This is a genomic window from Streptomyces sp. NPDC048057, assembly GCF_040653095.1.
GTDB lineage: Bacteria > Actinomycetota > Actinomycetes > Streptomycetales > Streptomycetaceae > Streptomyces.
In genome coordinates this window covers 57,559-70,112 of record NZ_JBEZNF010000004.1, presented here as the reverse complement: position 1 = coordinate 70,112, position 12,554 = coordinate 57,559, and the positions used below count along the sequence as shown (strand labels likewise).

General features: G+C 71.9%; 11 protein-coding genes and 4 tRNA genes. 8 read left to right on the top strand and 7 right to left on the bottom strand.

The features are described 5' to 3' along the window. Window positions 1-357 precede the first annotated feature (357 nt). The gene (gene bldC / locus AB0E05_RS05635) at window positions 358-564 is read left to right on the top strand and encodes a developmental transcriptional regulator BldC (RefSeq protein WP_003949541.1); all 207 of its coding nucleotides are present in this window, start codon (window positions 358-360) and stop codon (window positions 562-564) included. A gap of 359 nt (window positions 565-923) precedes the next feature. Here the strand turns inward: bldC and AB0E05_RS05630 are convergent, their stop codons facing one another. The 3 genes from AB0E05_RS05630 to hrpA all read right to left on the bottom strand — a co-directional run bounded on the left by AB0E05_RS05630 (window position 924) and on the right by hrpA (window position 5,622). After that, the gene (locus AB0E05_RS05630; protein WP_361959279.1) at window positions 924-1,166 is read right to left on the bottom strand and encodes a DUF6274 family protein; all 243 of its coding nucleotides are present in this window, start codon (window positions 1,164-1,166) and stop codon (window positions 924-926) included. 341 nt (window positions 1,167-1,507) lie between these two features. Further along, window positions 1,508-1,582 (bottom strand) — tRNA-Asp (locus AB0E05_RS05625). 95 nt (window positions 1,583-1,677) lie between these two features. Then, window positions 1,678-5,622, bottom strand: a complete 3,945-nt coding sequence (gene hrpA, locus AB0E05_RS05620) for an ATP-dependent RNA helicase HrpA (protein ID WP_361959276.1) — start codon at window positions 5,620-5,622, stop codon at window positions 1,678-1,680. 200 nt (window positions 5,623-5,822) lie between these two features. On the opposite strand from hrpA, the gene AB0E05_RS05615 reads away from it, so the two are divergent. The 3 genes from AB0E05_RS05615 to AB0E05_RS05605 all read left to right on the top strand — a co-directional run bounded on the left by AB0E05_RS05615 (window position 5,823) and on the right by AB0E05_RS05605 (window position 8,034). After that, on the top strand, window positions 5,823-6,227 hold the full coding sequence (locus AB0E05_RS05615; RefSeq protein ID WP_361959273.1) for a hypothetical protein: 405 nt from the start codon (window positions 5,823-5,825) through the stop codon (window positions 6,225-6,227). A gap of 149 nt (window positions 6,228-6,376) precedes the next feature. Then, window positions 6,377-7,186, top strand: a complete 810-nt coding sequence (locus AB0E05_RS05610) for a DsbA family protein (protein ID WP_361959269.1) — start codon at window positions 6,377-6,379, stop codon at window positions 7,184-7,186. Continuing rightward, window positions 7,183-8,034 carry a cytochrome c biogenesis CcdA family protein gene (locus tag AB0E05_RS05605; protein WP_361959266.1) on the top strand — a complete coding sequence of 284 codons (852 nt, stop codon included), beginning with the start codon at window positions 7,183-7,185 and terminating at the stop codon, window positions 8,032-8,034. Before AB0E05_RS05610 ends, AB0E05_RS05605 begins: the two co-directional genes overlap by 4 nt. A gap of 40 nt (window positions 8,035-8,074) precedes the next feature. Here the strand turns inward: AB0E05_RS05605 and AB0E05_RS05600 are convergent. The 4 genes from AB0E05_RS05600 to AB0E05_RS05585 all read right to left on the bottom strand — a co-directional run bounded on the left by AB0E05_RS05600 (window position 8,075) and on the right by AB0E05_RS05585 (window position 10,103). After that, a tRNA-Phe gene (locus AB0E05_RS05600) sits at window positions 8,075-8,151 on the bottom strand. A gap of 27 nt (window positions 8,152-8,178) precedes the next feature. Continuing rightward, window positions 8,179-8,253 (bottom strand) — tRNA-Asp (locus AB0E05_RS05595). 46 nt (window positions 8,254-8,299) lie between these two features. After that, window positions 8,300-8,372, bottom strand: a tRNA-Glu gene (locus AB0E05_RS05590). Between the two features lie 81 nt (window positions 8,373-8,453). After that, the gene (locus tag AB0E05_RS05585) at window positions 8,454-10,103 is read right to left on the bottom strand and encodes a metallophosphoesterase (RefSeq protein ID WP_361959263.1); all 1,650 of its coding nucleotides are present in this window, start codon (window positions 10,101-10,103) and stop codon (window positions 8,454-8,456) included. Window positions 10,104-10,208: 105 nt separating this feature from the next. Here AB0E05_RS05585 and AB0E05_RS05580 point away from each other — a divergent pair, with 105 nt between their 5' ends. The 4 genes from AB0E05_RS05580 (at window position 10,209) to AB0E05_RS05565 (ending at window position 12,356) form a co-directional block, all read left to right on the top strand. After that, window positions 10,209-10,559, top strand: a complete 351-nt coding sequence (locus tag AB0E05_RS05580; protein ID WP_361959260.1) for a metallopeptidase family protein — start codon at window positions 10,209-10,211, stop codon at window positions 10,557-10,559. Beyond that, window positions 10,556-11,071, top strand: a complete 516-nt coding sequence (locus tag AB0E05_RS05575) for a CrcB family protein (protein WP_361959257.1) — start codon at window positions 10,556-10,558, stop codon at window positions 11,069-11,071. Before AB0E05_RS05580 ends, AB0E05_RS05575 begins: the two co-directional genes overlap by 4 nt. Further along, complete coding sequence (locus AB0E05_RS05570) at window positions 11,068-11,430, top strand: CrcB family protein (RefSeq protein ID WP_361959254.1); 363 nt, start codon at window positions 11,068-11,070, stop codon at window positions 11,428-11,430. The genes AB0E05_RS05575 and AB0E05_RS05570 overlap by 4 nt, the downstream gene beginning before the upstream one ends. Window positions 11,431-11,714: 284 nt before the next feature. Further along, on the top strand, window positions 11,715-12,356 hold the full coding sequence (locus tag AB0E05_RS05565; RefSeq protein ID WP_361959251.1) for a hypothetical protein: 642 nt from the start codon (window positions 11,715-11,717) through the stop codon (window positions 12,354-12,356). The last annotated feature ends 198 nt before the right edge of the window (window positions 12,357-12,554 follow it).

The following is a 12,554-nucleotide window of genomic DNA, read 5'->3' as shown; positions in this document are numbered from 1 at the left end:
AAATAGGACAAGGAGTCCGGGGAGGGTTCCTTCCGCCCAAGTAAGGGCGGAACGCTCGGCATTGTGCTCTATGGGGGGTCTGGTGGCTCCTGGTCGCTCTGTGACTGATCGTCACTGTGGCGTGACTGTCCGCTATGGCATGGTCCATCGGGCTTCCGCCGCTGATGAACACCTCGGAGGGCAATTCCAACGGTTTGGCCGACGTGGCTGGACAGATGGTGTAGTTGTAGTGCCGAGGACAAGCCGTTCGTCCTATAACCGACTCGACCCGCATCCGCCATTTCGGGCAACGCGGGTCAAGGTGCAGAATTTAGAGGAATGAACCGAGAAGGTTCGGTTCTCCCGAGGAGGCCGCTCATGACCGCTCGCACCCCTGATGCTGAGCCGCTGTTGACCCCGGCTGAGGTCGCCACGATGTTCCGCGTGGACCCGAAGACGGTGACCCGCTGGGCCAAGGCAGGCAAGCTCACGTCCATCCGCACGCTCGGTGGACATCGCCGGTACCGCGAAGCAGAGGTACGCGCCCTGCTGGCGGGCATTCCGCAGCAGCGCAGCGAGGCGTAAGTCTCGTGCCGGTGGGTTGGACCTCGGTCCGTTCCTGCCGGATCCGGGCGATTCCGGGACCCCCATCCTGGTGCAGCCCACCCCATAGCTCCACTTGACGCAAGACCCGCCCCAACGGGTCGCGAGTCATCCATCGCGCTGGACTCCGCCGGGTCCAGCGCGATTCTTTTTGTGCGGTCGGGGAGGCGTGCGGAAGGGGGCGCCAGGGGGAGTGCAATTGCACATATTAAATTGGTCGCTCGTAAGCGGGGGCTAAAAACCCGGGTTATCAAAACCTATACGGTGACACCCGTCACATGCTGCAACCCTTGCCAACGTCCAGCGTGTCACTTCGCGAACGGGATGGAATCGGCCCGAAGTCACTCAGTGCCGGGACCTTCGTCCCGCGTCGCGCGCGGCGGCGGTGGAGGTTGTTCCGGGGGCTCCGGCCGCCCTGGCTGCTCCGGGGGCTCGGCGGACTCGCAGGCGAGGCGCTGGAGGTGCCGACAGGCCGGACAGCGGCCCGTCAGATGCCGGTAGCCCCGAGCGCGCGCTGCGGCGGCGAGGTGCGCGCGCAGCAGTGCCTTGACCTTGCGTGCTGGTGCCGTGGTACTCGCCGCCATCCCGACCACCTCACGTAGATGGGTACCGTTCGCCCGCGCCCGCGTCAACGCCCCGTGCGCGCACGCGGCTTCTTGACTGCGCCGGCCCCCTGTGGGTGCGTTGCCCCCTGCGCCCCGTCCACGCGGCCCCTCGTGCCCCTGGGCACCATCGACGAGCCCACCACCGGGCCGCGGAGGCCAAACTGCCGGCAGGGCTACGGCGGTGGTGTCCGGTCGCTCAGGCAGGCCCTAGGCGCCCCGCCAAGGGGGGAGTGGCGCGTCGCGGAGGAGCGACCACGGCGTCAGCCGACGACGAAGGGCCCGCCGCCTCAAAGAGGTGCGGGCCCTTCATTAACTACACGCGGTCCTGACGGGATTTGAACCCGCGGCCTCCACCTTGACAGGGTGGCGAGCACTCCAAACTGCTCCACAGGACCAGGTTTCGCAGCTCCGATTCCTTCGCTGGGCTGCGAGAAGAGACTCTACAGCAGCACCCGCCCAGTGGTCGAACTCGCCCAGCGTGACCGCGTGGTCACGGCGCTGCCGCGTCGATCGCCTTCACGATCCGCTTGTCCGAGACGGGGTACGCCGTCCCCAGCGCGTGCGCGAAGTAGCTGACCCGCAGCTCCTCGATCATCCAGCGGATGTCGCGCACGGCCTGCGGCACCGGCCGCCCCTGCGGCAGTTGCTCCAGCAGCCAGGCGTACTCGTCTTGCATCTCGTGGACCTTCTGCATCCGCGTGGTGTCCCGCTGCACCCCCGACGGCATCTGTTGGAGGCGGCGGTCCACGGCGACGAGGTAGCGCATCAGGTCGGGCAGCCGGCGCAGACCGGTCAGGGTGACGAAGCCGGGCGGCACGAGCGCGTCGACCTGGCGGCGGACGTCCTGGACGTTCGCGAGGAGCGCCGGGCTGGTGGTGGCCTTGAGGCGGCGTTCGCACGCCTGCCAGGCCGCCAGGACCTGCTGCACCTGCGCGACCGTGCGGACCGTGGTGTCGACGAGGTCGGCGCGTACGGAGTCGTACAGCTTGCGGTAGGACTCCTCGTCCCACGCCGGCCCGCCGTGGTCCGCGATCAACCGGTCCGCCGCCGCCGTCGCGCAGTCGTCGAAGAGGGCCTGGATGGAGCCGTGCGGATTGCTGGAGAGGGCCAGCTTCTGCTGGTTGGTGAGCTTGTCGGAGGCGAACTTCGCCGGGTTCACCGGGATGTTGCGCAGGATGAGGCGGCGCGTGCCCTGCCACATCGCGGTGCGCTGCTCCGCCTCCGTGTCGAAGAGGCGTACGGAGACGGTGTCCTTGCCCGTGCCGCCCGTCGCGTCGTCGACCAGCGCCGGGTACGCCTTCACCGGCTGGCCCGCCCGACGGGTCTCGAAGACCTTGCTCAGGGAGCCCATGGACCAGTCCGTGAGGCCCGTGCGCTCGATCGACTCGCCCGAGGGACCCGCGGTCGCCGCCGCGGCCTGGGAGAGCGCCTGGCGGGCCTTGGGGCGCAGTTGGACCCGCAGGGTCTCCAGGTCCTTCGCCTCGGCGAGCTTGCGGCGCCGCTCGTCGACGATCCGGAAGGTGATCTTCAGGTGGTCCGGGACCTTCGACAGGTCGAAGTCGTCCGGGTGCACCGGCACCCCGACCATCCGGTGCAGTTCGCGCGCCAGCGTCACCGTCAGCGGCTCCTGGAGCGGTACGGCCCGGTCCAGGAACGCCCTCGCGAAGTCCGGCGCGGGCACGTAGTGCCGGCGCACCGGCTTCGGCAGGGCGCGGATCAGCTCGGTGACGACCTCCCCGCGCAGGCCCGGGATCTGCCAGTCGAAGCCCTCGTCCGTGACCTGGTTCAGCACCTGGAGCGGTACGTGCACGGTGACGCCGTCGGCGTCCGCGCCCGGCTCGAACTGGTACGTCACCCGGAACTTCAGCCGGCCCTGTCGCCAGGAGTCCGGATAGTCGTCCTTGGTGACCGCGCCCGCCTTCTCGTTGATGAGCATCTCGCGCTCGAAGTCGAGCAGTTCGGGCTCGTCCCGGCGCTTGTGCTTCCACCAGGAGTCGAAGTGCGCCCCGGAGACGACGTGCGCGGGCACCCGCTGGTCGTAGAAGTCGAAGAGGGTCTCGTCGTCCACCAGGATGTCGCGGCGGCGGGCCCGGTGCTCCAGCTCCTCGACCTCGGTGAGCAGCTTGCGGTTGGCCGCGAAGAACTTGTGGTGGGTGCGCCAGTCCCCCTCGACGAGGGCGTTGCGGATGAAGAGGTCCCGGGAGGTCTCGGGGTCGATCCGGCCGTAGTTCACCTTGCGCTGGGCGACGATCGGCACGCCGTACAGCGTGACCTTCTCGTACGCCATCACCGCCGCCTGGTCCTTCTCCCAGTGCGGCTCGCTGTAGGTGCGCTTGAGCAGGTGCTGGGCGAGCGGCTCGATCCACTCGGGCTCGACCTTGGCGTTCACCCGCGCCCACAGGCGGCTGGTCTCCACCAGCTCCGCGGACATCACCAGCCGCGGGGGCTTCTTGAAGAGCGCGGAGCCGGGGAAGACGGCGAACTTGGCGCCGCGCGCGCCCAGGTACTCGTTCTTGGCGTCCGTGTCCTTGAGGCCCACGTGCGACAGCAGACCGGCCAGCAGCGAGACGTGCACGCTGGCCTCCGGGCCGTCCTCCTCGTTGACGTGGATGCCCATCGAGCGGGCGACCTGGCGGAGCTGTGCGTAGATGTCCTGCCACTCGCGGATGCGCAGGAAGTTCAGGTACTCCTGCTTGCACATCCGGCGGAAGCTGGAGGAGCCGCGCTCCTTCTGCTGTTCGCGGACGTACCGCCACAGGTTCAGGAAGGCGAGGAAGTCGGACGTCTCGTCCTTGAAGCGGGCGTGCTGCTGGTCCGCCTGCGTCTGCTTGTCCGCGGGGCGCTCGCGCGGGTCCTGGATGGAGAGCGCGGCGGCGATCACCATCACCTCGCGCACGCAGCCGTTCTTGTCCGCCTCGACGACCATCCGGGCCAGCCGCGGGTCCACCGGGAGCTGGGAGAGCTGCCGGCCGAGCTGCGTGAGCTTCTTTTTGGGGTCTTTCTGTGCCGGGTCGAAGGCGCCGAGCTCCTGGAGCAGCTGTACGCCGTCGCGGATGTTGCGGTGGTCCGGCGGGTCGATGAAGGGGAACTTCTCGATGTCGCCGAGCCCGGCCGCCGTCATCTGGAGGATGACCGACGCCAGGTTCGTCCGCAGGATCTCGGCGTCCGTGAACTCGGGGCGGGCCTCGAAGTCGTCCTCGGAGTACAGCCGGATGCAGATGCCGTCGGAGGTACGGCCGCAGCGGCCCTTGCGCTGGTTGGCGCTGGCCTGGCTGATCCGCTCGATGGGCAGGCGCTGGACCTTGGTGCGGTGGCTGTAGCGGGAGATCCGGGCGGTGCCCGGGTCGATCACGTACTTGATGCCGGGGACGGTCAGCGAGGTCTCGGCGACGTTCGTCGCCAGAACGATCCTGCGGCCGGTGTGCGGCTGGAAGACCCGGTGCTGCTCGGCGTGCGAGAGCCGGGCGTACAGCGGCAGCACTTCGGTGAATCTGTATTGCTTCTTGTTCAGCGCGTCCGCGGTGTCGCGGATCTCGCGCTCGCCGGAGAGGAAGACGAGGATGTCCCCCTTGCCCTGGCCCTGGAGCTCCTCGACCGCGTCGCAGATCGCGGTGATCTGGTCGCGGTCGCTGTCGGACGAGTCCTCCTCCAGCAGCGGTCTGTAGCGCACTTCGACCGGATACGTACGGCCGCTGACCTCGACGATCGGGGCGTCGCCGAAGTGCCGGGAGAAGCGCTCCGGGTCGATCGTCGCGGAGGTGATGACCACCTTCAGGTCCGGCCGCTTCGGCAGCAGCTGCGCCAGGTAGCCCAGCAGGAAGTCGATGTTCAGCGACCGCTCGTGCGCCTCGTCGATGATGATCGTGTCGTAGCCGCGCAGCTCGCGGTCGGTCTGGACCTCGGCGAGCAGGATGCCGTCCGTCATCAGCTTGACGAACGTCGCGTCCTGGTCGACCTGGTCGGTGAAGCGGACCTTCCAGCCGACGGCCTCGCCGAGCGGGGTGCGCAGCTCGTCGGCGACGCGCTCGGCGACCGTGCGGGCCGCGATCCGCCGCGGTTGGGTGTGCCCGATCATGCCGCGCACGCCGCGCCCGAGCTCCAGACAGATCTTGGGGATCTGCGTCGTCTTGCCGGAGCCGGTCTCGCCGGCGACGATCACGACCTGGTGGTCCCGTATCGCCGCCAGGATCTCGTCCTTCTTCTGGCTGACCGGGAGCTGCTCCGGGTACGTGACGGCGGGCACGCGGGCGGCCCGGGCGCCGGTGCGGGCCGCGGCCTTCTCCGCCTCGACGGCGATCTCGTCCAGCACGGCCTGCCGCGCCTCGGGCTTGCGGATGCGGCGGGCGCCTTCGAGACGCCGGCCCAGCCGGTGGGCGTCGCGCAGCGAGGCCCCGGCCAGCAGCGTCTGGAGGTCGGCGAAGGAAGAAGTAGACATACGGTCTTAAGCATCGCACCCCCGGGAAACCGAGGGCGAGCGCATTTCGCCCGCAGACCGGTAGTGCAGTATGGAGCGGATCATCGACGCGTTCCGATGCCCGTGCTCCCGTGCCCGTGCACCGGTGTTCGCGTGACGACGCCCGAAGTCCGTAGCTCGTAGTCCATGCCCGTCCTTCCGCTCGAAGGGACCGCGCGCCCATGCCGCCGCCGTTCAGCCGTGACCGCAGTCGGTCCCGTCTGTCGGCGGCGTCCGCGTTCGCGCTGCTGGGGCTGGTCGTGGCGGCGCTGCTGGCCTTCTGCCCGCCGCCCGCACCGCCCGCGCACGCGGCCGGCGACCACGGCGTCGTCGGCGGGGCGGTGCTGACCGCCCTCGACCAGGCGCCGGGCTGCGGCAAGGGCTCCCCGGACGGCGACCGGGGCGCACAGCCCGCGGCGCCGCCGCGCGGGGCCGTCGCGTACGAGCCGCCGCCGGCGCCGTACGTCACCCACTGCGCGACCTGGGACCAGGGCCGGAGCCAGGTGGTGCCCGGGGTGCTGCCGGACGGCCGTCCGCCGCCGCCCGCGCCCCCCTCTCCGGAGGAACTGTCGATCGTGCGCGTGTAGGCCGGGAAGTCATGCCGGTGAACGACCGCTTTGTCGGGTTCGTAGGTATTTCCTCCTAGCGATCCCTGTGGTCCCGGCCCCTCCCGTCTGCCCCCTTTCGCACCCATCGACGTCCCTCTCGTCGTCACAGGACTCAGGAGCACCCACCCATGTCTTCGCCCAAGCGCAATCGGAAGCCGCTGGTCATCGGCGCGGGCGTGGCCGTCGCCGCGCTGCTGCTCGGCCTCGCCTCGTACACCGCCACCCGCCCCGATGACGCCGCCTCCGCCCCCAAGGCGTCCGGCGCGAACTCCACCTCGGGCCCGGCCGCCGACGTCACCGTGGACCCGCAGTCCGGGGCCTACCCCGAGCTGGAGAAGCTGGCCCGCCGCGACGCCAAGGACGGGCTCGCCATCGGCCGGGCGGACGCGCCCGTCGTGATGGTCGAGTACGCCGACTTCCAGTGCGGCTTCTGCGGGAAGTTCGCCCGGGACACCGAGCCGGAGCTGATCAAGAAGTACGTCGACGCGGGCACCCTGCGCATCGAGTGGCGCAACTTCCCGATCTTCGGCGAGCCCTCCGAGAACGCGGCGCGCGGCGCCTGGGCGGCGGCCCAGCAGGGCAAGTTCTGGCAGTTCCACTCCGCCGGGTACGCCAAGGGCGCCAAGGAGAAGGGCTTCTCCGTCGACCGGGTGAAGACGCTGGCGGAGGAGGCCGGCGTGCCCGACCTGGAGCGGTTCGCCGCGGACATGGAGAGCGAGGCCGCGAAGGCGTCCGTCAAGCGGGACCAGGACGAGGCGTACGGCCTGGGCGCGACCTCCACGCCGTCCTTCCTGATCAACGGCCGGCCGATCGCCGGCGCCCAGCCGAAGGAGACCTTCACCGACGCCATCGACGCGGCCCTGAAGGCGGCCGGCGGCAAGAAGCCCCAGGGTGCCGGTGCGGACGTCGGGGACGCGAAGGAGTCGGTCGGACGATGACGGAGATCGGCTACCTGGCCGCCTTCCTCGGCGGCCTCCTCGCCCTGATCAGCCCCTGTAGCGCCCTGCTGCTGCCGGCCTTCTTCGCGTACTCGCTGGACTCGACCGGCCGACTGCTGGCCCGTACCGGGATCTTCTACGCGGGACTCGCGACCACCCTCGTCCCCCTCGGCGTCGCCGGCTCGTACGCCAGCCGCTTCTTCTACGGCAACCGGGACCTGCTGGTGTCCGTCGGCGGCTGGCTGATCATCGCCCTCGGCGTGGCCCAGATCCTGGGGCTCGGCTTCGCGTCCCGTCGCCTTTCGGCCATTTCCGGCCGCATCCGGCCCACCACGGCCGCCCCCGTCTACGCCCTCGGCCTGGTCTACGGCTTCGCCGGCTTCTGCGCCGGGCCGATCCTCGGCAGCGTCCTGACGGTCTCGGCGTTCAGCGGCAGCCCGGTCTACGGAGGGCTGTTGCTCGCCGTGTACGCGCTGGGCATGGCGGTCCCGCTGTTCTTCCTGGCGCTGCTGTGGGACCGCTTCGACCTCGGCAAGCGGCGCTGGCTGCGGGGCCGCGGCCTGGCCGTCGGCCGCTTCCAACTGCACACCACGTCGCTGCTGTCCGGCCTCTTCTTCGTGCTGCTCGGCAGCCTCTTCCTTGTCTTCGACGGCGCCACGGCCCTGCCCGGGCTGGTCTCCGTCGACAACTCCTTCGCCGCGGAGCAGTGGGCGAGCGAAGTGGGCGCGGCGGTGCCCGACTGGGCACTGCTGGTGGGGGTGGTGGCCGTGGTGGCGGTGGCGCTCGCGATCCGCGGCTGGCGCCGCAGCTCCCGTACGGCCGCTCCCGCCGCCGGCGACAAGACCTGAGGAACGACGAAGGCCCCGTCCAGGGGACGGGGCCTTCGGGTGGTGGCTGGGGCCGGGATCGAACCGGCGACCTATCGCTTTTCAGGCGATCGCTCGTACCAACTGAGCTACCCAGCCACGCAGTTCGCCGAGGCGATCTGCAAGCGGTCCTGACGGGATTTGAACCCGCGGCCTCCACCTTGACAGGGTGGCGAGCACTCCAAACTGCTCCACAGGACCATATGTCGCAACGCTGTGCGAGAACCAGTCTCGCACAGGCGTAGCGTGCCCCCAACGGGATTCGAACCCGTGCTACCGCCTTGAAAGGGCGGCGTCCTGGGCCACTAGACGATGAGGGCTAAGGGCCCACCTGGGCGCTTTGTCAGCGCGTCGGGGACGTGAGAAGCATATGGGATGGCGGGAGGTATCGCCAAAACGGTTTACGGATCGGGGGAACGGGGGGTCGCGGCCGGGGGCCCGGAGGGCGGGGGCGCAGGCGGCGAGGGCGCGGGCGAGGGGCGTGCGCCCGGCTGGTTCTCTGCGGGCAGGTGCCGGCTGACCTCGGCCGTCGTCAGCCCGAGTCCGCCCAGCGTGATCTCGTCCCACGCCTGGAGCCGTTTGGTCGTACGGTCCAGGTAGAGCACCGACGCACGGACCTTCTCCGGCTTGTCGTTCTGCACCGCCCGCAGCCCGCCGCCGCCCGTGGAGCCCTCGATCTTCAGCCGGGTGCCCTGCTTCAGCACCTCGACCTCGCGCCGGTGGACGTGCCCGGCGAGCACCAGCGGGACCGTGCCGTCCGTCTCGCGGGCGGCGACCGGATTGTGGGCCACGGCGACGTCCACCGGGGTGCCGGCGCGGGCCTGGTCGCGGAGGGCGGAGGCCAGCCGGATGCCCGCCATCCGCTCGGCCGGGTCGCCCTCGGCGACCACGGAGCGGTCGGGGGTGAACTGCGGGTCACCGGTGCCGGCGATGCGCAGCCCGCCGACGGTCACCGCCCGGCCCTCGTCCAGGACGTGCGCGTTCTCCATCCGGTCCAGGTACGCCTGGGTGGCGCGGGAGTCGTGGTTGCCGCGCACCCACACGTAGGGCGCGTCCAGGTCGCGGATCGGGTCGAGGAAGGCGTTCTCGGCGCCGGAGCCGTGGTCCATGGTGTCGCCCGAGTCGATGATCACGTCGATCCGGTACTGCTCCACCAGCGAGGCGACGATGTGCCAGGCGGCCGGGTTGAGGTGGATGTCGGAGACGTGCAGCACCCGGATGCTGCCGGGGTCGGGGCGGTACGCGGGCAGGCTCGACGTCGCGTCGTACAGCTTGGTGACGTTGGTGACCAGGCGGGCCAACTCCTGCTGGTAGACGTCGAACTCCGTGACGATCGAGCGGGCGTTGCCGACCAGTGACGGCGCGCTGGTGAGCAGCCCGGAGAACTTCGGCTCCAGGACGGACTTCGGGTTCCAGGTGGCGAACGCGGTGACCGCGGACGCGGCGAGCAGCGCGAGCGCGAGGCCGCCGGCCGCCAGCGCGCGGCGCGGGCGGCGGTAGACGACCAGGCCGAGGGCGGTGGCGCCGACGACGACCGCGACGCAGGAGCGCACGGCCAGTTCGGTGGTGCCGCCGACGACGTCCCGGGCGACTTCGTCGCCGAGCCGGTTGAAGCGCTCCGGCTGCTCGACGAGGGCGGTGGAGCGGGCCGGGTCGAGCCTCTCGACGTCCACGTCGAGGCGGAGCGGCGCGGTGTGCGAGGCGAGGTCGAGCGAGCCGAGCGGGGAGACGTCGATCCGGGTGCCGCCGCTCAGGTCGGGGCGGAGCGCCATGCTGGTCTCCATCGGCCCGACCGAGGTCTGGACGCTGCCGACGACGAGCAGGCCGAGCCAGCCGCCGAGCACGACGACGGCGGCGAGGCCGAGGGCCCGCAGCCAGGGATGGCCGGGAGGCTCCCGCAGCGTCCGCTCCGGCCCGCGGAGCGTGCGACGGCGGGCCCGCAGCCACAGCGCACGCGGTGACGGGGCACGCAGCCACGGGGCACGCAGCCAAGGACCGCGGGCCCGGGACGTGGCGGGCCGCGGCCGGCGGGCGCGGGCTGAGCGTGCCATTGGGCCCGTATGCCCGCGGTCGGTGATCGGTATGCCGTACGGGCGTGGCGAGAGGGCGCCAAGGGCGCGGGTGGCGTCCAGGGCGGCGTACGTGACAATGGCCAGGTGCTGGAGATGACGCGCGAGGAGTTCGAGGAACTGGTCGCCGAGGCGCTGGACCGGATCCCGCCCGAGCTGACGAGGCTGATGGACAACGTCGCGGTCTTCGTGGAGGACGAGCCGTCCCCCGACGACCCCGAGCTCCTCGGGCTGTACGAGGGCACCCCGCTCACCGAGCGCGGCGAGTGGTACGCGGGCGTGCTGCCGGACCGGATCACGATCTACCGCGGGCCGACGCTGCGGATGTGCGAGAGCCGCGAGGACGTCATCGCCGAGACGGAGATCACGGTGGTGCACGAGATCGCGCACCACTTCGGCATCGACGACGAGCGCCTGCACGCGCTGGGGTACGGGTGAGCCAGCCGGCTGAGCCCCCGGAGCCCCTTCCGCACGGGCCCGCGGGCGAGGCGATCGACCCCGACGTCGATCTGCACGTGCCCGCGCAGCGGGCGGAGACGGCCGGCGTCCACCTGCTGCTCGTCCTCGCGGCCGTGTCGGCCGGCGGGGCGGCCGGAGCGGTCGCGCGGTACGCCGTGGGCCGCGTCTGGCCCGTCGACCACGCCGCGGCGGGCGCCGCGGCCTTCCCCTGGGGCACCTTCGGCATCAACGTGGCCGGCTCCGCGCTCATCGGCGTGCTGATGGTCCTGGTCAGCGAGGGCGGCCGGACGGCACACCCGATGGTGCGGCCGTTCCTGGGGGTCGGGGTGCTCGGCGGGTTCACCACGTTCTCCGCGTACGCGCTGGACTTCCGCGAACTGCTGGTGCACGGGCACGGCGGCGCCGCGTACGCCTACGCCGGCGGCACGGTCGCCGGCTGTCTCGGCGCGGTGTGGCTGGCCGCCGCGCTCACCCGGCGGGCGCTCCGGTGACCTGGCTGCTGGTCGTCGTCGGCGCGGCCGTCGGGGCGCCCCTGCGCTATCTGACGGACCGCGCGGTGCAGTCGCGGCACGCGTCGGTCTTCCCCTGGGGCACCCTCACGGTGAACGCCTGCGGCTGCCTGGTGCTGGGCCTGGTCGCCGGGGCGTCGGTGTCCAGCGGGACGTACGCCCTGCTCGGTACGGGCCTGTGCGGCGCGCTCACCACGTACTCGACCTTCTCGTACGAGACGCTGCGGCTGGCCGAGCGGGGATGGAGCGGGATCGCGGCGGCGAACGCGGCCGTGTCGGTGCTGGTGGGCATCGGGGTGCTGGCGCTCGGGGTGGAGCTGGCGCAGGCCCTGTCGCTCTGAGGCGGCGCGGGCCGGGCGCGCGTGCCGTCGGATGCGCGGGGCGTGCGACCCGGAGCGCCTTGCCGCGCGTGGGCGGACGGCGCGGTCGGACGTCCGATCGGCTGCGCGGTCGTGTACTCGTCAGGGAGTTGTGCGTGTCCCCCACGGGGCGCCGGGAGTTGGGCAGGTCGACCTGCACACGGGATCGGTCCTGTGCGCGGGCGTGAAACCGGTGTTCGGGCGCGGTGGTGCGCCCGGGCGCAGATCGTGCGCTCCTGTCCCCGTACCGCTCCGGAGGTGCCCCCGTGCGCCAGTTGCCCGCCCTCGGCCGTACGGCCGCTCACGACCGCACGGCTCCTCCCGACCGCCCTGGCCCGTCCGGCAGGTCCGGTCGCATGGCGGTCGCGCTCGCCGCGTCGCTGGCGATCGCGGCCACGGCGGGCTGCATGAGCGTCGGCGACGACGAGCGGGCCAAGCCCGTGCCCACCCCGTCGTCCGACCGGCCGCGCACGGAGGCGGACGTGGACGGCGGACGGGTGGACCCCCGCGCCCGGCGGGCCGCGGGCGGCGGACGGGTCGACTCCGGGAAGCCGGGCGACCGCGGGTCCGCACCGGACGCGTCGCCGGCGCCGAGCGGGACGGCCGACGCCTCGCCCCGGCCCACCCGGGAGCCGCACCGGCCGCAGCGCCCCGGGGAGCCCGAGGCGACCGGCGACGGGCGGCCCACCCCGTCCGCGCCGCCGGCGACGGAGCCGGTGGACCCGCCCGTCGAGCAGCCCTCCGTGCCGCCCGCCTCCCCGCAGCCGCCGGACCCGACCGAGCCGCCGTCGGCGTCGTCCGCGCCCGAGGTGCGCGCGGGGGCGTTGCAGATGTCGGGTGCGCAGGAGTACCTGGCGCAGGCGGACCCCGGTGACGTCGCCCCGTCGCCGCAGCGGGGGCCGGCGTGACGGGCGTGCGGCGGGAGGGCGGTGCGCCGGGGGCGGGCGGGTGCGCGGCCGGGCGCGCGCCGGGGTGCGTGTAATCGGGGTCACGCCCGAGCGGTTTGCCTCGGGCGGGGGAGGGTGCGTATGGTGGTAGATCGTTTGATCCCATTGCCCGGCGCCGTAGCAGAAGCGCGCCGTGTGGCGCGTACCTCCCTAGCCGTG